Origin of the sequence: Actinacidiphila yanglinensis (genome assembly GCF_900107965.1) — a bacterium.
GTDB lineage: Bacteria > Actinomycetota > Actinomycetes > Streptomycetales > Streptomycetaceae > Actinacidiphila > Actinacidiphila yanglinensis.
In genome coordinates this window covers 749,068-766,889 of the sequence record NZ_FNVU01000001.1, presented here as the reverse complement: position 1 = coordinate 766,889, position 17,822 = coordinate 749,068, and the positions used below count along the sequence as shown (strand labels likewise).

General features: G+C 72.8%; 15 protein-coding genes. 4 read left to right on the top strand and 11 right to left on the bottom strand.

Annotated features, from left to right (window positions below):
• The first annotated feature begins 36 nt into the window (after positions 1 to 36).
• On the top strand, positions 37 to 693 hold the full coding sequence (locus C4U44_RS03175) for an MBL fold metallo-hydrolase (RefSeq protein WP_103883996.1): 657 nt from the start codon (positions 37 to 39) through the stop codon (positions 691 to 693).
• A gap of 65 nt (positions 694 to 758) precedes the next feature.
• Here the strand turns inward: C4U44_RS03175 and C4U44_RS03170 are convergent, their stop codons facing one another.
• The 6 genes from C4U44_RS03170 to uvrB all read right to left on the bottom strand — a co-directional run bounded on the left by C4U44_RS03170 (position 759) and on the right by uvrB (position 8,355).
• On the bottom strand, positions 759 to 1,010 hold the full coding sequence (locus C4U44_RS03170) for a hypothetical protein (protein WP_103883995.1): 252 nt from the start codon (positions 1,008 to 1,010) through the stop codon (positions 759 to 761).
• Between the two features lie 139 nt (positions 1,011 to 1,149).
• On the bottom strand, positions 1,150 to 2,187 hold the full coding sequence (locus C4U44_RS03165) for a cytochrome c oxidase assembly protein (protein WP_103883994.1): 1,038 nt from the start codon (positions 2,185 to 2,187) through the stop codon (positions 1,150 to 1,152).
• Positions 2,188 to 2,313: 126 nt separating this feature from the next.
• Complete coding sequence (locus C4U44_RS03160) at positions 2,314 to 3,351, bottom strand: TerC family protein (RefSeq protein ID WP_103883993.1); 1,038 nt, start codon at positions 3,349 to 3,351, stop codon at positions 2,314 to 2,316.
• 128 nt (positions 3,352 to 3,479) lie between these two features.
• Positions 3,480 to 5,426 carry a TerD family protein gene (locus C4U44_RS03155; protein WP_103883992.1) on the bottom strand — a complete coding sequence of 649 codons (1,947 nt, stop codon included), beginning with the start codon at positions 5,424 to 5,426 and terminating at the stop codon, positions 3,480 to 3,482.
• A gap of 82 nt (positions 5,427 to 5,508) precedes the next feature.
• The gene (locus C4U44_RS03150; RefSeq protein ID WP_103883991.1) at positions 5,509 to 6,087 is read right to left on the bottom strand and encodes a TerD family protein; all 579 of its coding nucleotides are present in this window, start codon (positions 6,085 to 6,087) and stop codon (positions 5,509 to 5,511) included.
• 171 nt (positions 6,088 to 6,258) lie between these two features.
• Complete coding sequence (gene uvrB, locus C4U44_RS03145) at positions 6,259 to 8,355, bottom strand: excinuclease ABC subunit UvrB (protein ID WP_103883990.1); 2,097 nt, start codon at positions 8,353 to 8,355, stop codon at positions 6,259 to 6,261.
• 129 nt (positions 8,356 to 8,484) lie between these two features.
• Between uvrB and C4U44_RS03140 the strand changes: the two genes are divergently transcribed.
• The gene (locus C4U44_RS03140; protein ID WP_103883989.1) at positions 8,485 to 9,012 is read left to right on the top strand and encodes a methylated-DNA--[protein]-cysteine S-methyltransferase; all 528 of its coding nucleotides are present in this window, start codon (positions 8,485 to 8,487) and stop codon (positions 9,010 to 9,012) included.
• 63 nt (positions 9,013 to 9,075) lie between these two features.
• Here the strand turns inward: C4U44_RS03140 and C4U44_RS03135 are convergent, their stop codons facing one another.
• The 5 genes from C4U44_RS03135 to rpsA form a co-directional block, all read right to left on the bottom strand.
• Positions 9,076 to 10,014, bottom strand: coding sequence for a slipin family protein (locus C4U44_RS03135; RefSeq protein WP_103883988.1), 939 nt, complete (start codon positions 10,012 to 10,014; stop codon positions 9,076 to 9,078).
• Positions 10,015 to 10,044: 30 nt separating this feature from the next.
• Positions 10,045 to 10,410, bottom strand: a complete 366-nt coding sequence (locus tag C4U44_RS03130; RefSeq protein ID WP_103883987.1) for a tetratricopeptide repeat protein — start codon at positions 10,408 to 10,410, stop codon at positions 10,045 to 10,047.
• Between the two features lie 116 nt (positions 10,411 to 10,526).
• Positions 10,527 to 11,138, bottom strand: a complete 612-nt coding sequence (gene coaE / locus C4U44_RS03125; protein ID WP_103883986.1) for a dephospho-CoA kinase — start codon at positions 11,136 to 11,138, stop codon at positions 10,527 to 10,529.
• A 304-nt stretch (positions 11,139 to 11,442) separates the two neighbouring features.
• Complete coding sequence (locus C4U44_RS03120; protein WP_103883985.1) at positions 11,443 to 12,378, bottom strand: PAC2 family protein; 936 nt, start codon at positions 12,376 to 12,378, stop codon at positions 11,443 to 11,445.
• A gap of 294 nt (positions 12,379 to 12,672) precedes the next feature.
• A complete protein-coding gene (rpsA, locus tag C4U44_RS03115; RefSeq protein ID WP_103883984.1) occupies positions 12,673 to 14,178 on the bottom strand; it encodes a 30S ribosomal protein S1 in 1,506 nt (501 codons plus the stop codon).
• A 297-nt stretch (positions 14,179 to 14,475) separates the two neighbouring features.
• Here rpsA and C4U44_RS03110 point away from each other — a divergent pair, with 297 nt between their 5' ends.
• Complete coding sequence (locus C4U44_RS03110) at positions 14,476 to 15,303, top strand: class I SAM-dependent methyltransferase (RefSeq protein WP_103883983.1); 828 nt, start codon at positions 14,476 to 14,478, stop codon at positions 15,301 to 15,303.
• Positions 15,288 to 17,792 (top strand): ATP-dependent helicase HrpB, encoded by a 2,505-nt coding sequence (hrpB, locus tag C4U44_RS03105; protein ID WP_235031754.1) that lies wholly within the window; start codon positions 15,288 to 15,290, stop codon positions 17,790 to 17,792. The genes C4U44_RS03110 and hrpB overlap by 16 nt, the downstream gene beginning before the upstream one ends.
• Positions 17,793 to 17,822 lie beyond the last annotated feature (30 nt).

The window sequence follows — 17,822 nt, the reverse complement described above, 5'->3', positions numbered from 1 at the left end:
CCGATCGTGTGGCCGGCTCGCCGCTAGGCTTACGCCATGGCGTACACGGGAGAAGTCACGGTCGGCGGCACGCCCGACGTGCACGAGCTGACGGACCTGATCATCACGAAGGTCGCGGTCGGCTCCATGAACAACAATGCGTACCTGCTGCGCAGCCGGGCCACCGGCGAGCAGCTGCTCATCGACGCGGCGAGCGAGCCGGGAACCCTGCTGGAGGTCGTCGGTGGCGATGGTCTCACCTCCGTGGTCACCACCCACCAGCACGGCGACCACTGGCAGGCGCTCCAGGACGTCGTGACGGCCACCGGCGCGGCCACGTACGCCGGGCGCGAGGACGCCCCGGGCATCCCCGTGCCGACCGGCACTCTGCTCGACGACGGCGACTCCATCCCGCTCGGGCCCCTGCGGCTCACCGTCCGCCACCTCGTCGGCCACACCCCCGGCAGCATCGCCGTCCTCTACGACGACCCGCACGGCCACCCGCACGTGTTCACCGGCGACTGCCTCTTCCCCGGCGGTGTCGGCAACACCCACGACGACCCGGCCGCCTTCACCAGCCTCCTCGACGGCGTGACGGCCAAGCTCTTCGACGCCCTCCCCGACGAGACCTGGGTCTACCCCGGCCACGGCGGCGACACGACCATCGGCGCCGAACGCCCCCACCTCGCCGAATGGCGCGCCCGCGGCTGGTAGCCACTCCCCCGAACCGTCAACGGCCCCGATCGCCCTCCCGGCGCCGGGGCCGTTTCGCGCCAGGATCACCGTGCCGCTCGCGCAGGCACCCGCCGGAGCGACACGAAGATCGCCCAGCGGTGCAGGAACGTGTGCATCGGAACGGTGCCGTCGGAGAGCAGGGCTTCCTCCCACGCGGTGTGGAACTCCCGCTCGAAGCGGACAGCCTCGGCCGGGTCCAGGCGCCGCACGGCCGCGCGGAGAGGTGCCTCGGACATGGGCGGCATCGGGAACAGGGGCTCGTCGCCGCGTGCGTGCCCGATCGGCTCTGTGCTCATCGCTGTGCCTCCGTGGGTGCGGGGCCGCTTCAGAGGCTGGCGAACCGGCCGAGGTCGCGAGACCCCGACCACGACCCAGGAGGGAGTTGTCGTTCTCGCGCTCCTGCCGTGCACACCCGCGCCGCCTCCCCGGAGGGGGTCAGCGCTGGTTGCGCATGCGCATGCCGACTTCGCCCTCGTCCGTCTCCCACCAGGGGCGGGTCATCGTGGGCGGCTCGGCCGCGACCGGCGGGGGTGCCGAGGAGGCGGTTCCCGGGGCGGGGACGGTGGGAGCGGCGGTGCGGGGCGTGGCGGGGGCGGACAGGGCGGCCTCGCGGTCGAGAGCGGCGTCCAGGGCGGCGGTCTTCTCGCGTTCGGCGCGCCACCACTCCATGAAGACGAGCAGCAGGAAGGGCAGGCCGACGACCTCGGCCAGGGTGAGCATGAGGCCGCCGCCGAGCATCTGGTCGCCCTTGACGGACGGGCCCCAGGTGCGGGGGTGGGCGCGGTACCAGTCGCCCGCGACGAGGGTGCCGCTGGTCATCACCACGATGCCGGGCACGGAGTCGAAGAGGCCGTCGAGGAACACCAGGATCGCCCGCACCGGGTGGCTGCACCAGCGCGGCAGGAGTTCCTGCCGGCTGAGCATGGGCAGCACGAACAGGCAGCCGGTGAGCAGCAGTTGCAGGTGCATCAGCTGCCGGACGGAGCCGTCGGCGAGCGCGTGCGGGAAGTACGGCGTGAAGTAGATGGTCAGTTCGGAGACGAGCACCAGCACCGAGCTGATCAGCGGGTAGGTGAGCACGCGCACCGGCCGGGAGGAGAACGCGCGGCGCAGCCGGCTGCCGGGCGCGGCGAGGCCGATCGGGTCGCCGAGCGCCAGGCCGAGCGGGGCGAACAGGTCCAGCAGGATGTTCTGCACGGCCGCGGGCCAGAAGAGCACCCGGTCGTAGACGGCCAGCGCGGACATGGTGGCGAACACCAGGGTGCCGAGGCCGAAGACGTAGAACGCGGCGACGCGCCACAGCGGCCAGCGCTCGCCGGATGCCAGCTTGCGCCGTACGCCGTACCCGTAGGCCGCGCCGAGCAGGAGGACGGCGGCCAGGGCGACGCCGTCGAGCTGCCAGGTGCCGAGGAAGCGGCTCCCGGTCAGTTCGGGCAGTGCCTGGAAGCCGGGGGCGGCTGCCGTGGTCGCCACATCTGTGCCTTTCGCGCGGGTCCTGGGCCGTCGGAGCCACGCTAGACCCCGGCCCGGGCCGCCCACGCGCAGGGGGGCGGCACGAGCCGGGGCGTCTTCGGTCGCCCGGGGGCGAGGGGAGGCGCGTCAGACGTCTATCCGGCGGCGCCGCGCGGCGGCTTCGGCGTCGGATTCCGCCTGGTCGGGGGCGTCCTGCGCGCTTCCGTCCGCGGCGGCCGCGGCGCCGCCGCGGGAGGCGATCAGGCTCGTCGCGGTCGTCACCGCGAGCACCACCACGATCACCCCGAGGGAGACGGGGATGGAGATCTCGGGGACGTGCACCCCGGCTTCGTGCAGCGCGTGCAGCACCAGCTTGACGCCGATGAACCCGAGGATCACCGACAGCCCGTAGGACAGGTGCACCAGCCGCTTCAGCAGGCCGCCGATCAGGAAGTAGAGCTGCCGCAGTCCCATCAGCGCGAAGGCGTTGGCGGTGAAGACGATGTACGGGTCCTGGGTGAGGCCGAAGATCGCGGGGATCGAGTCGAGCGCGAAGAGCACGTCGGTGGTGCCGATGGCGAGCATCACCACGAGCATCGGGGTCATCAGCCGCTTGCCGTTCTCCACCACGAACAGCCGGGTGCCGTGGTAGCGGTCGGTGGACGGCACCCGCTTCTCGACCGCCTTGAGCAGCCGGTTCTCCCGGAACTCCTCGTCGGTGTGCGGTCCGGCCATCGCCTCTCTGACCAGCTTCCACGCGGTCCAGATCAGGAAGGCGCCGAAGATGAAGAACACCCAGGAGAAGCTGGCGATGATGGTGGCGCCGGCCGCGATGAACACCGTGCGCAGGACGAGCGCGATGATCACGCCGATCAGCAGCACGCGCTGCTGGTACTGCGAGGGGACCGCGAACTTCGCCATGATCAGCACGAAGACGAAGAGGTTGTCGACGCTGAGCGACTTCTCGGTGATGTAACCGGCGAAGAACTCCCCGGCGGGCTGGCCGCCCGAGAACAGCAGCAGGCCGAGGCCGAACAGCCCGGCGAGGGCGACCCAGACAGCGGTCCAGATCCCCGCCTCGCGCAGCGAGACGTCGTGCGGGTTGCGGCCGATCAGGAAGTCGGCACCGATGAGGGCGCACAGTCCGGCGATCGTGAGCGCCCAGAGGGCGAGGGACACGTCCACGGGTCCTCCGGCGAAATCAGTCGGTCAAGCAACCGTACATGAATCACCAAGAGACGGTAAAGCATTGCCCAAAGCTGCTGCTCAGCGCCGTACCAGGTGCTCCGCGCCATCGTCACACGGGCGAGCGCTCACATCCCGTAGGCCGGGCGGGCCGCCGCCAGCCGCCGCAGCACCTGTGCCACGATCTGGCTGCCCGGCGGCACCAGCGCGGGCTCGTAGGTCCACGCGTGACCCACCCACGGGTCGGCGAGGTGGTCGCTGGGCAGCGGGGTGAGCCGCAGCAGCGACCGCCACAGCGGGTCGAGCACGGGACCGTACGCCGAGGCGTCGTCGCGGTCGGCGACCAGCAGCAGATGGACCCCCGCGGCGGGCCCCTCGTCGGCGAGGTACCGGATCTGGTTGACGGCGCGGTCGTCGAAGCCGAACGGGAACTCGTTGACGATCAGCAGCTGTTCCGCCCGGTCGAAGCCGGGCGGCAGGGAGTCGGCGGCGCCGCCCCGGATGGCCATGTGCACCAGGTCGACCCGCTCGGTGAGGCGGGCCAGCACCTCGTTGACCCCGGCCGCGCCGGCCGCGGGCGGCGGCAGTGCCAGCGCGCCCCCGGAGTACAGCGGCGCGAGCACGGTGGCCGCCGAACCCGCCGGGTCCAGCGCGTGCATCACCAGGCCGCCCACCGGGTGGCAGGCGAGCAGCCGCACGGCGATCGCGACGGCGACGTCCATCGCCGCGCCCCGGTCCTCCTCGCTGTCGACCCACAGGCCGCGGGCCAGCGGCAGCCGGACGAGCAGCGGGATGCGCAGTTCCGGCGCCTCGGGCAGTGTGAGGCCGCCGAGCCGGACCGCCAGCGGCGGCTGCTCGGGCACCTCGTACGCGTGCCAGGTCGGGTTCTCCCAGCCGGCGAACGCGGGCGGCAGCGCGGGCTCGACGACCTCGGACTCGGCGGTGAGCTGGGCGAGATCGCGGTCGAGCACGGCCCGGGCCTGGTCGACCAGCGCGACCTGCTTGAGCATCGCCTCGTCGCGGGCGACCTCGGCCGCCGGACCGCCGCGGGTACGCGGATCGGCGAGCAGCGCGTCCATCTCCTGGTCGTAGCGGGACTGGGCGAAGTCCTCGGCGCTGCGGTACGCGGCGACGGTGCGGGCCAGGTCCTCGAACATGCCCCAGATCTGGTTGTGCAGCCGCTCCTCCATGGTCCAGCCGCCGGCGTCCCCGGCGACCGGGACAGGCGGCGCCGCGGCGGACTGCGGGGATGGCGGGGCGGATGGTGTCGGCGGGGTCGCAGGCGCCGCTCCCGTCGCGGCGCGGCGGCGCGGGTGGCGGTAGTCGACCCGGCCGGGCGGGGCCGAGGGGGCGTCCGGCGCGGCATCCGTGCCGCTTGCGCTGCCGGCCGGCGGCGTGGCCACGGCGGGCGGGGCGAGCCCGGCGGACGGCGAGGTCGCGGCGGGAGCGGTGGACGCGAGGGGCGCGTCCACCGAACGGGACTGCTCGCGCACCACCGCCTCGTGGATCTCGCCGGCGACCTCGCGGGCCTCGGGCACGCCCTGGTCGAGCAGCAGCGCGGGCAGCCCTCCGTCGTACCCCTGGCCGACCGCGCGGACCTTCCACGCGCCGTGCCGCCGGTACAGCTCGATGGCGAGCAGCGCGGTCTCCGCGCCGAGGCCGGTGACGGTGTACCCGGCTATGGCGGCGCCGTCGGGCGTGGTCACGGCCAGGTGCGGGGCGGGCGCGGCTCCGAAGTTCGCGGGGGCGCCGGTACGGCCGGCCGGCAGCGCGAGCAGGACGTGCACCCGGTGCACCGGCTCCGGCATGGCACCCAGGTCCACGGCGAGGCGGTGCTCGGCGGCGGCCTGCTTCGGCACCTCGACGCCGGGCAGCTGCGGGGCCCCGGGGTGGGCCAGCCACTCCCGGCCCGGCGCCGGCCCGGACTGCCGGTCGGCGCCGGCCTGCCCGGCCACCCGGCCCTGCTCGTCGCCCAAGGTGACCGCGGCCACCACCGGGGTACCCGCCGACACCCGGATCTCCAGCCGGTTGCCGGGCAGCGGATGGTTCTGCCCCCGGACCAGTTCGGCCGTCATGCCAGCCGCCCCCTGCTTTTCCGTTGCTCCGCTTGTCCGTCTGTGCGCCGCGGCCCGGTCCGCCCGGGCCGCGGCCCCACCCCTACAGGGCGGGCAGTATGGCCGGGATCAGGTCCTGGAACGTCCGGCCGTTGGCCGGGGTGCCGATCGCGGTCATCGACCAGCCGCCGGTACCGCGCTGCACCTTCGCCATGATCTGCGCGGTGTACGGGCCGCCACCGGTGAGGGTGTAGCGGGCGAGCTCCTGGCCGTTGGTCTCGTCCACCAGCCGGCAGAACGCGTTCTGCACCTCGGCGAAGGTCTGGCCGGTGAAGGAGTTGACGGTGAAGACGATCTGGTCGACGTGCACCGGGACGCGCTGGAGGTCGACGATGATCGACTCGTCGTCGCCGCCCTGCCCCGCACCGCCGACGAGGTTGTCGCCGGTGTGCCGGACCGAGCCGTCGTCGCTGGTCAGGTGGCGGAAGAACACCACGTCGACGGGCTGGTTGTCGGCGAAGAGCACCGCGGAGGCGTCGAGGTCGATCTCACGGGTGCGGCTGCCGAACAGGCCCCGGCGCGGTGCGGCCTGCCAGCCCAGCCCCATCCTGACCGCGGTCAGCGTTCCCCCGTCAGCCTTGCTCAGGCTGATCTTCTGGCCCTTGGTCATGTTGACCGTCACGCGCTGTCCCCTCTCACCCGCTGTGGTCCCGCTGCTTCGTGCGCGGCTCCGGCACGGAACGTCGTGCCCGCACCATAACAAGACGCCGCCGCACGGTATCCCGGTTCGTCACGGCGGGATTCCGATTCCTGGCCGCGGGATTCCGACGGAGCGTCAGCGGCGGGCCGTCCGCTACGCGATCCCCGCCTCGCGCATCTGCCGCAGCTCCTTCTTCAGGTCCCCCAGCTCGTCCCTGAGCCGGGCGGCGACCTCGAACTTCAACTCGCCGGCCGCGGTGTGCATCTGCTGGGTGAGCTCGGCGATGAGGTCGGCCAGCTCCTCGGCGGGCAGCGCCGCCGTCGCGCGCTTCTCGCCGCCCTTCCCGGCCAGGCCCGGCACCGGCGCCTTGCCGCGCGAGCGCTGCCGCCCGGAGCCCAGCAGCTCCTGCGTGTCGGCCTCCTCGCGGGCGAAGGAGTCCAGGATGCCGGCGATCTTCTTGCGCAGCGGCTGCGGGTCGATGCCCCGCTCGGTGTTGTACGCGATCTGCTTCTCCCGGCGCCGGTTGGTCTCGTCGATGGCCTTCTCCATCGCCGGGGTGATGCGGTCGGCGTACATGTGCACCTGGCCGGAGACGTTACGGGCGGCGCGGCCGATGGTCTGGATCAGGGAGGTGCCCGAGCGCAGGAAGCCCTCCTTGTCCGCGTCGAGGATCGCCACCAGCGACACCTCGGGCAGGTCCAGGCCCTCACGCAGCAGGTTGATGCCCACCAGGACGTCGAACTCGCCCGAGCGCAGCTCCTGCAGCAGCTCCACCCGGCGCAGGGTGTCGATGTCGCTGTGCAGGTAGCGCACCTGGATGCCGAGCTCCAGCAGGTAGTCGGTGAGGTCCTCGGCCATCTTCTTGGTCAGGGTGGTGACCAGGACCCGCTCGTCCTTCTCGGCGCGCACCCGGATCTCGTGCACCAGGTCGTCGATCTGGCCCTCCGTGGGCTTGACCACGACCTCGGGGTCGATCAGCCCGGTCGGCCGGATGATCTGCTCGACCACCCCGTCCCCGCGGGAGAGTTCGTACGGCCCGGGGGTCGCCGACAGGTACACCTTCTGGCCGACCCGGGTCAGGAACTCCTCCCACTTCAGCGGCCGGTTGTCCATCGCGGAGGGCAGCCGGAAGCCGTGGTCGACCAGGGTGCGCTTGCGGGACGCGTCGCCCTCGTACATCGCGCCGATCTGCGGCACGGTGTTGTGCGACTCGTCGATGACCAGCAGGAAGTCCTCGGGGAAGTAGTCGATGAGGGTGTTGGGGGCGGAGCCGGGGCCGCGGCCGTCGATGTGCCGCGAGTAGTTCTCGATGCCGGAGCAGGTGCCGATCTGCCGCATCATCTCGATGTCGTAGGTGGTCCGCATCCGCAGCCGCTGGGCCTCCAGCAGCTTGCCCTGTTTCTCCAGCAGAGCGAGCTGGTCCTCCAGCTCGTGCTCGATCCCGGCGATGGCCCGCTCCATGCGCTCGGGTCCCGCCACGTAGTGCGTCGCGGGGAAGACGTAGACCTGCTCGTCCTCGGTGATCACTTCACCGGTGAGCGGGTGCAGGGTGTACAGCGCCTCGATCTCGTCGCCGAACATCTCGATGCGGACGGCCAGCTGCTCGTAGACCGGGAAGATCTCGACGGTGTCGCCGCGGACCCGGAAGGTGCCGCGGGTGAACGCCAGGTCGTTGCGCGTGTACTGGATGTCGACGAACTTGCGCAGCAGCCGGTCGCGGTCGATCACGTCGCCGACCTTGAGCCGGACCATCCGGTCGATGTACTCCTGCGGGGTGCCCAGGCCGTAGATGCAGGAGACGGAGGCGACCACGATGACGTCCCTGCGGGTGAGCAGCGAGTTCGTCGCGGAGTGGCGCAGCCGCTCCACCTCCTCGTTGATCGAGGAGTCCTTCTCGATGTAGGTGTCCGTCTGCGGGACGTACGCCTCCGGCTGGTAGTAGTCGTAGTACGACACGAAGTACTCGACCGCGTTGTTCGGCAGCAGCTCGCGGAACTCGTTGGCCAGCTGGGCGGCCAGTGTCTTGTTCGGGGCCATCACCAGCGTGGGGCGCTGGAGCCGCTCGATCATCCACGCGGTGGTCGCCGACTTGCCCGTGCCGGTGGCGCCGAGGAGCACGACGTCCTGCTCGCCGGCACGGATCCGGCGCTCGAGGTCGTCGATCGCCGCCGGCTGGTCGCCGCTGGGCTGGTAGGGACTGACGACCTCGAAAGGCGCCACAGTGCGTTCGATGTCTGAAACGGGCCGCATGACACCACCGTACGGCTCCCCTGTGACAATCACGGTCCGCTCCACCCGCGGCGACCGTCCAGACCGCTTCTGACCTGCGACTTTACGGTGACGGGGGGCGTTGTCGGACCCGGGGGCTAGCGTGGGGGCATGGACGAGGTGGCCTGGGTGGTGCGGGAGACGGCGGTGGGCCCGCTGATGGCGGCGTGCAGCGGCCAGGGGCTGGTGCTGGTGGCGTTCCGGGCCGGTCCGGAAACGGTGGCGCGGGAGGTGAAGGCGCTGGAGCGGCGGCTCGGCTGCGTGGCGGTGGAGGACGCGGAGCGGCTGGCGCCGGTGACGCGGCAGTGGGACGCCTACTTCGCCGGAGAGCTGAAGGAGTTCGACCTGCCGCTGGACTGGTCGCTGACCACCGGCTTCAACCGCCGGGTACTGCGCGAGCTGGCCACGGGCGTGCCGTACGGCTCGGTAGTGGGGTACCAGGACCTCGCGGACCGGGTGGGCGAGCCGGGCGCGGCCCGGGCGGTGGGCACGGCGATGGGGTCGAACCCGCTGCCGGTGGTGGTGCCCTGTCACCGGGTGATCGAGAGCAGCGGCGGCATAGGCGGCTTCGGCGGCGGCCTGGAGATCAAGCGGACGCTGCTGGCGCTGGAAGGAGTGCTGCCCGCGCCGCTGTTCTGACCGGCCCTGGGGCAGGCCGGAACGGGGGCGCGGGCCGCGGACCCGTCACGCCGGTGGCGCCGGCTACTCCTCGGAGCTGCGCGGGTCGGGGATCTGCGGCTGGCCGGCGGCGCGGGGCAGTTCGGCCGGGGCGTCGGGCTCGGCGAGAGCGGCCGGCTCGGTCTCCGCGGCCACCTCGGGCGCGGGTGCCGGTGCCGCGGCGGGTGCCGCGGCGCCCGCCGGGTCCTGCTCCGCCGCGCCCGACCCGCCCGCCGCCCGGTCGAAGAACCGCAGCATCTCCACCGGGAACGGCATGACGAGCGTGGAGTTCTTCTCCGCGGCCACCTCCACCACGGTCTGCAGCAGCCGCAGTTGCAGGGCCGACGGGTTGGCGTCCATGGTCCTGGCCGCCTCCGACAGCTTCTGCGACGCCTGGAACTCGCCGTCGGCGGTGATGATGCGGGCCCGCCGCTCCCGGTCGGCCTCGGCCTGCCGGGCCATGGACCGCTTCATGGACTCCGGCAGCGCCACGTCCTTGATCTCGACCCGGTCGATGTGCACGCCCCAGCCGGTGGCGGGCGTCGACAGCATGAGCTCCAGTCCCTCGTGCAGCCGCTCCCGCCCGGACAGCAGGTCGTCCAGGTCACTCTTGCCGATGATGGAGCGCAGCGAGGTCTGGGCGACCTGGAGCATGGCGAACTGGTAGTTCTGCACGTCCACGGTGGCCCGGATCGGGTCGATCACGCGGAAGTACAGCACCGCGTCGACGCGTACCGAGACGTTGTCGCGGGTGATGCCGTCCTGCGCGGGCACCGGCATGGTGACGACCTGCATGTTGACCTTCGTCATCCGGTCCACGAAGGGGACCAGCATGCGCGGGCCGGGCTCCTTGGGCAGCGCGTTGACCCGGCCGAACCGGTAGATCACCCCGCGTTCGTACTGCTTGACCACCCTGAGGCTGCTCATCAGGCCGATCGCACCGACGACGGCGAGGATGATCACAAGGACGACGACGACTTCCATCTCCCGGGCCCCTCTCGACAGGGCAGTAGGTCAGTTCGCGTCGAAGCGGGCAGCGGCGAGGTAGTCGGGGCGCGGGTCGAGCGCGGCGGCAAGACGGAAGTGTCGCTGGGCCTCGGTAGAGCGATTGGCGCGTTCCAGCGTACGGGCGAGCGCGAAGTGCGCGAAGGCGTTGTCGGGTTCCCGTTCGAGAACGATCTGGAACTCGAGCTCGGCCGGGCGCAGTTGGGCCGCGGCGAAGAACGCGCGGGCGCGCAGCAGGCGGGCCGCGGTGTTCTCCGGGTGGGCGGAGACCAGCGGGTCGAGCAGCTTGACGGCGCCGCGCGGGTCGCGGGCACCCAGCAGTTGCTCCGCGGCGCGGTAGTCGATGACAAAGGTTTCCGGGGACCGCTCGGGCAAGGCCGCCTCCCTGGAATCGGGCACACGTGACGAGTGATCGTCTGGACAGACATACCCAACACAACCGGCGGCAACCGCATTCCCGCGGCGCCGCCGGCCCCCCGCTGCCGGATGCGCTATTCCATGGTGGGTGCCGCCGCGCGGTCGCACAGCTGCCGCCAGACCTGCCGCACCTGCGGTTCGAGGGCGTCCAGCGGGCCGTCGTTGTCGATCACCAGGTCCGCGATCGCGAGCCGCTCCTCGCGGGTGGCCTGCGCGGCCATCCGCGAGCGGGCCTCCGCCTCGGCCATGCCGCGCCGGCGTACCAACCGGTCGACTTGGGTCGCGGGCGAGGCGTCCACGACGACGATCAGCTCGTAGCGCGGCGCGAGGCCGTTCTCGGTGAGCAGGGGGACGTCGTGCACGACGATCGCGTCCGGGCCCGCGGCCTGCTGGAGTTCGGCGGAGCGGCGCGCGACGAGCGGGTGCACGATCGCGTTGAGCGCCCTGCGGCGGTCCTCGTCGGCGAAGACGATCGCGCCGAGCCGCGGGCGGTCCAGGGTGCCGTCCTGCGCGAGCACGTCCGGGCCGAACTCCTCGACCACGGCGGCGAGTCCGGGCGTACCCGGTTCCACCACCTCCCGCGCGATCCGGTCGGAGTCGATCACGGTCGCCCCGTACGACCCGAGCAGCCGCGTTACCTCGCTCTTCCCGGCGCCGATTCCACCAGTGAGTCCCACGATCAGCATGGCTGGAGCCTACGGGACCCCCCGGGGTGCCCCGTCCTGCCGGTTCAGGGACCACCTGGCGGTGGCCTGCTGAGCGCGCAGTTCCCCGCGCCCCTGGGTATGTGCGGCTCCCTCCGCGAAAAGAGGGCAACCACCAAGGGGCGCGGGGAACTGCGCGAACAACCACAGCCGGACCGCAAGGTCCCGCAACTCACAGGACGGGGCACCCTGGAGGGTCAGGGCCGCAACCCACCACCGGCAGGTGGTCCCTCAACCGGCGGACAGGGGCACCCCGGAGGGTCAGGGGCACCCCACCCCGAAGGAATCAGCGGCCGTCGTCTTCCTGGTCGGCCAGGAAACGTTCGAACTCGGCGGCGAGATCATCCGCGGAGGGGAGGTCGACGGGCTCGGCGATCAGGCTCTCGCGGCTCTGGGAGCCGGCCACCGCGTCGTACTGGCTCTCCAACCCGCGGACGACGGAGACGAGTTCGCCGTCGCCCTCGGCGACCTGGCGGTCGATCTCGACCCGCACGGTGTGGGCCTCGCGGCGCAGGGCGTGCGCGATGTCGGGGAGCACCAGCCCGGTCGCGGCGGTGACGGTCTCCAGCACGGCGAGCGCCGCGTCGGGGTAGGGCGAACGCGCGAGGTAGTGCGGCACGTGGGCGGCGACGCCGAGCACGTCACGGCCGGCCTCGGCGAGCCGCAGCTCGATCAGGGAGGCGGCGCTGCCGGGGACTTGGGCCTCCTCGAACCATGCGCGGTGCCCGGGCATGAGGTCGACCCGGTTGCCGTGCGGGGTCAGGCCGACCGGGCGGGTGTGCGGGACGCCCATGGGGATGCCGTGGAAGTTGATGGCGAGTCGGACGCCGAGGCGCTCGATCACCTGGAGGACGGCCGCGCTGAAGCGCTCCCATTCCACGTCCGGCTCCGAGCCGGTGAGCAGCAGGAACGGGGTGCCGGTGGTGTCACGCACCAGGTAGAGATCGATGCCGGGCGACTCGTACGCCGACCAGTGGTCGCGCTCGAAGGTCATCAGGGGGCGGCGGGCACGGTAGTCCACGAGCCGGTCGGCGTCGAAGCGCACGATGAGCTGGTTGTCGAGCCGGTCCAGCAGGTGCTGGGAGATCTGCTGGCCGGTCTCACCGGCGTCCATGTAGCCCTCGAAGTAGTACAGCAGGACGGGTCCGGTGTCGCCGACCGCTTCGTCGACGGCTTCCGCGCCGCCCGGCACGTACTCGTACAGCCCTTGCGGATCTGCCACGGTGATCGTCCTCCCTTGCTCCTCGTCAGCCACAACGAACCGTATCCGCCCGCCATTCCCGTCGCGGCGGGCGAACCGCTTTCCGGCCGTGATCCGCGCCGGGCCTCTGGCGCGCCGCCGTACCGGCACGGGCGCGACACGCCGGGGCCGTCGTCGTTCACGGGAGCAACCGTCGTTCATCGGACTGAAGGACGCGACGGCGCGCGCCCCTACCAACGGCGGTGGGCCCGCACCCCTGGGAAGGGGTGCGGGCCCACCGGATGCCCTGGGCGCCGGAGCGCCCGAAGCGGTGCGTCAGCTCTGGCCGCCCGCGAGCTTCTCGCGCAGTGCGGCGAGCGCCTCGTCGGACGCCAGGGCGCCGCTGTTGTCCTCGGACTCCGAGGAGTACGAGCCACCGCCGCCACCGGCGCCCGCAGCCGCCGCCGGGGAGGCGGAGCCGGCCTCGGCCGCCGCCTGCTCGTCGGCCTCGCGGGACTTGATGACCTGCGCCTGGTGCTGCTCGAAGCGGGTCTGGGCCGTGGCGTACTGGCCCTCCCACTCCTCGCGCTGCTTGTCGTACCCCTCGAGCCAGTCGTTGGTCTCGGGGTCGAAGCCCTCGGGGTAGATGTAGTTGCCCTGGTCGTCGTAGGACGCGGCCATGCCGTACAGGGTCGGGTCGAACTCGACCGAGGCCGGGTCGGCACCGAAGGACTCGTTGGCCTGCTTGAGGGACAGCGAGATCCGGCGGCGCTCCAGGTCGATGTCGATGACCTTGACGAAGATCTCGTCGTTGACCTGGACGACCTGCTCGGGGATCTCCACGTGGCGCTCGGCCAGCTCGGAGATGTGCACCAGGCCCTCGATGCCCTCGTCCACGCGCACGAACGCACCGAACGGAACGAGCTTGGTGACCTTGCCGGGCACGACCTGCCCGATCTGGTGGGTCCGGGCGAACTGCTGCCACGGGTCTTCCTGGGTCGCCTTCAGCGACAGGGAGACGCGCTCGCGGTCCATGTCGACGTCCAGGACCTCGACCGTGACCTCCTGGCCGACCTCGACGACCTCGGAGGGGTGGTCGATGTGCTTCCAGGACAGCTCGGAGACGTGCACCAGGCCGTCGACCCCGCCGAGGTCGACGAACGCACCGAAGTTGACGATCGAGGAGACGACGCCGGAGCGCACCTGACCCTTCTGCAGGGTGGTGAGGAAGGTCTGGCGGACCTCGCTCTGGGTCTGCTCCAGCCAGGCGCGGCGGGACAGGACCACGTTGTTGCGGTTCTTGTCCAGCTCGATGATCTTCGCCTCGAGCTCCTTGCCGACGTACGGCTGGAGGTCGCGCACCCGGCGCATCTCGACCAGCGACGCGGGCAGGAAGCCGCGCAGGCCGATGTCGAGGATGAGGCCGCCCTTGACGACCTCGATGACGGTACCGGTGACGATGCCGTCCTCTTCCTTGATCTTCTCGATGGTGCCCCACGCGCGTTCGTACTGCGCGCGCTTCTTCGAGAGGATCAGGCGGCCTTCCTTGTCCTCCTTCTGAAGGACCAGCGCCTCGATCTCGTCGCCCACGGCAACGACCTCGTTGGGGTCGACGTCGTGCTTGATCGACAGCTCGCGGGAAGGGATGACGCCTTCGGTCTTGTAACCGATGTCGAGCAGGACCTCGTCCCGGTCGACCTTCACGATGACGCCGTCGACGATGTCGCCGTCGTTGAAGTACTTGATCGTCTCGTCGATCGCGGCGAGGAAGGCTTCCTCGTTGCCAATGTCGTTGACCGCCACCTGCGGGGTGGTACGAGGGGCCTCGGTGCTGCTCGTCATTAGGGAAAGGACTCCGGTACGGACAGTAAGTCGTAGGTACTGCTACGCCGGGAGCCGTTTTCTTCCTGCCGCCCTCACCCACTCGTGAGGGCCCGAAGCCGCTAGGCCGAGGGTTCTGCAACAGTTCGAGCGTGGCCTGCTCCGTCTGAGGCGCGCAGGCTCGCAGCGCAACTTGTAGCATACGGGGGCAGCCGGGCACGGTCAATGCGCGAAGAGGCACAGCAGGCGCATAACCGACCGAACCGGCATAAACATCACCACCCGCTGTTCACCTCAGAGAGTACGACGACAGCCGCGATGATCCAAGGACCCGAACCCGAAGCCACCCGCCGCACCGCGGGGACCACCGAGAGCAGCCGGGCCAACCGCCGGTGGTGGGACCGCAACGCCGACGACTACCAGCGCGACCACGGCGACTTCCTCGGCGACGACCGGTTCGTGTGGGGGCCGGAGGGGCTGGACGAGGCGGACGCCGGACTGCTCGGCCCGGCCGCCGACCTGAAGGGCCGGGACGTCCTGGAGATCGGCGCCGGCGCCGCCCAGTGCTCGCGCTGGCTCGCCGCCCGGGGCGCCCGCCCGGTCGCCCTGGACCTCTCCCACCGCCAGCTCCAGCACGCCCGGCGCATCGACCTGGAACCGCGGCAGCACGGGCCGGCCACCCCCGCGCTGGTCCAGGCCGACGCCGGGGTGCTGCCCTTCGCCGACGACTCCTTCGACCTGGCCTGCTCCGCGTACGGGGCGCTGCCCTTCGTCGCGGACACCGCGCGCGTGCACCGCGAGGTGGCGCGGGTGCTGCGACCCGGCGGCAGGTGGGTGTTCTCCGTGACGCACCCGGTGCGCTGGGCCTTCCCCGACGAACCCGGCCCCGAGGGGCTGACCGCCGTCTCCTCCTACTTCGACCGCACCCCCTACGTCGAGCAGGACGACCGGGGGCTGGCGGTGTACGTCGAGCACCACCGCACGCTGGGCGACCGGGTGCGGGAGATCGCCGCGGCCGGACTGCGGCTGGTGGACGTGGTGGAGCCGGAGTGGCCGCAGTGGAACGACCAGGAGTGGGGCGGCTGGTCCCCGCTGCGCGGCCGGCTGCTGCCGGGCACGGCGATCTTCGTGTGCCTCGCGCCGTGATCCGGCCGCGGCCCGAGGGCCTGGCCCTGCCGGTCGCGCCGGTGGTTCCCGCGCTGCTGGCCGCGCTGCGCGAGGGCGGGCGGGCGGTGCTCGCCGCGCCGCCCGGCACCGGGAAGACCACCCTCGTACCGCTGCTGCTGGCGGCCGAGTTCGACGGGCGGGTCCTGGTGGCCGAGCCGCGGCGGATGGCCGCGCGCGCCGCCGCGCGGCGGATGGCGTGGCTGCTCGGCGAGGAGGTCGGCGGCACCGTCGGCTTCACCGTGCGCGGCGAGCGGCGGGTGTCGGCGTCCACCGCGGTGGAGGTGGTCACCACCGGAGTGCTGCTCCAGCGGTTGCAGCGCGACCCCGAACTGCGCGGCGTCGGCACGGTGATGCTCGACGAGTGCCACGAACGGCACCTCGACGCCGACACCGCGACGGCCTTCCTGCTGGACGTACGCTCCGTGCTGCGGCCGGAGTTGCGGCTGGTGGCGGCCTCCGCGACGACCGACACCGCGGCCTGGGCGGCACTGCTGGACGGCCCCGTGGTGGAGGCCGAGGGAGTGCTGCACCCGGTGGCGGTGCGCTGGACGCCGCCGCTGCGGCCGGTGCGGCCACCGCACGGCATGAGGGTCGACCCGGCGCTCCTGGAGCACGTGGCGGCGACCGTCCGGCGGGCGCTGGGCGAGCAGGAGGGCGACGTGCTGTGCTTCCTGCCGGGCGCAGGCGAGATCGCCCGGGTGGCCGGGATGCTCGGCGGGCTCGGGGTGGACGTCCTCCAGGTGCACGGGAGGGCACCGGCCGCCGTCCAGGACGCCGCGCTCGCGGCCGGGGAGCGCCGCCGGGTCCTGCTCGCCACGTCCGTGGCCGAGTCCAGCCTGACCGTGCCGGGCGTGCGCGTCGTGGTCGACTGCGGGCTGGCCCGCGAGCCCCGCATGGACCACGCCCGCGGCCTCGGCGCGCTGACCACCGTGCGGGTCTCCCGGGCCGCGGCCGAGCAGCGGGCCGGCCGCGCGGGCCGGGAGGCGCCCGGCACCGTCTACCGCTGCTGGGCCGAGGCCGAGCACGCCCGGCTGCCGCGGCAGCCCGCACCCGAGATCGCGCTCGCCGACCTGACCGCGTTCGCCCTGCAGGCCGCCTGCTGGGGCGAGCCCGACACCACCGGACTCGCCCTCCTCGACGCTCCCCCGCCCGGCGCCCTGGCTGCCGCCCGCACCACCCTGCACGAGCTCGGCGCCACCGACCCGGACGGCCGTGCCACCGACCGCGGCCGGCACCTCGCGCTGCTCGGCCTGCACCCGCGGCTGGCCCGCGCCCTGCTCGACGCGGCCCCCGCGGCCGGCGCCGCGCGCGCCGCGGAGGTCACCGCCCTGCTGTCGGAGGAACTGCCCGGCTCCTACGGCTCCGACCTGACCGCCGCCTGGCACCGGGCCAGGCGCGGCGGCGACCCGTACGGCGGCCGCTGGCGCGCCGAGGCACGCCGGTTGGAGGGCGCGCTGCGCGGCACCGACCACGGCGGGGGAACCCGCGGGGGCCGCGGCCGGCTCACCGATGACGCGGTGGCCGGGCTCGTCGCTGCCCTGGCCTTCCCCGAACGGGTGGCCCGGCGGCGCGGACCGGGCGCCTACCTCATGGTCGGCGGCACCGCCGCGGAGGTCTCCGGCACGGTCGGCGAGGCCGAGTGGATCGCGGTCGCCGTCGCCGACCGGGGCGCGGGACGGGCCAGCGCCCGGGTGCGGGTGGCGGCCGTCGTCGACGAGGACATCGCCCGCGAGGCGGCCGGCCACGCCCTGGAGAGCTACCAGGAGGTGCGCTGGCGGGACGGCGACGTGGTCGCGCGCACGGTGGAACGCCTGGGCGCCGTCGAGTTGGGCACCGCGCCGCTGCGTCGCCCCGACCCGGCGGCCCTGGGTGACGCGCTGCTGGAGGGCCTGCGCGCCGAGGGCACCGGGCTGCTGCGCTGGTCACGGGAGGCGGGAGAGCTGCGGCAGCGGATGGCGTTCGCCCACCGCGTGCTGGGCGGCGCCTGGCCGGACGTCGCCGAGGAGGCGCTGCTCGCGCGGGCCCCCGAATGGCTCGGCCCCGAACTGGCCTCCGCCCGGCGCCGCGCCGACCTCCAACGCATCGACGCCGGCGCCGCGTTGAACCGCCTGCTGCCGTGGGCCACCGGTGAGGCGGCCCGCTTCGCCGAGCTGGTGCCGGAGCGGATCGAGGTCCCGACCGGGTCCCGGATCCGCGTCGACTACAGCGGCGAGCAGCCCGTACTCGCCGTCAAGCTCCAGGAGTTGTTCGGGCTGCGGGAGACCCCGCGCGTGGCGGGCGTGCCCGTCGTGGTGCACCTGCTCTCCCCCGCCGGGCGCCCGGCCGCCGTGACGGCCGACCTCGCGTCCTTCTGGCGCGAGGGCTACCGGGCGGTCCGGGCCGAGCTGCGCGGGCGCTACCCGCGGCACCCGTGGCCGGAGGACCCGTCCACCGCGCGGCCCACCCGCGCGGTGCGGCCGCGCAAGTAGCGGGACTTCGCGGACGGGCGGGCCGCCGCC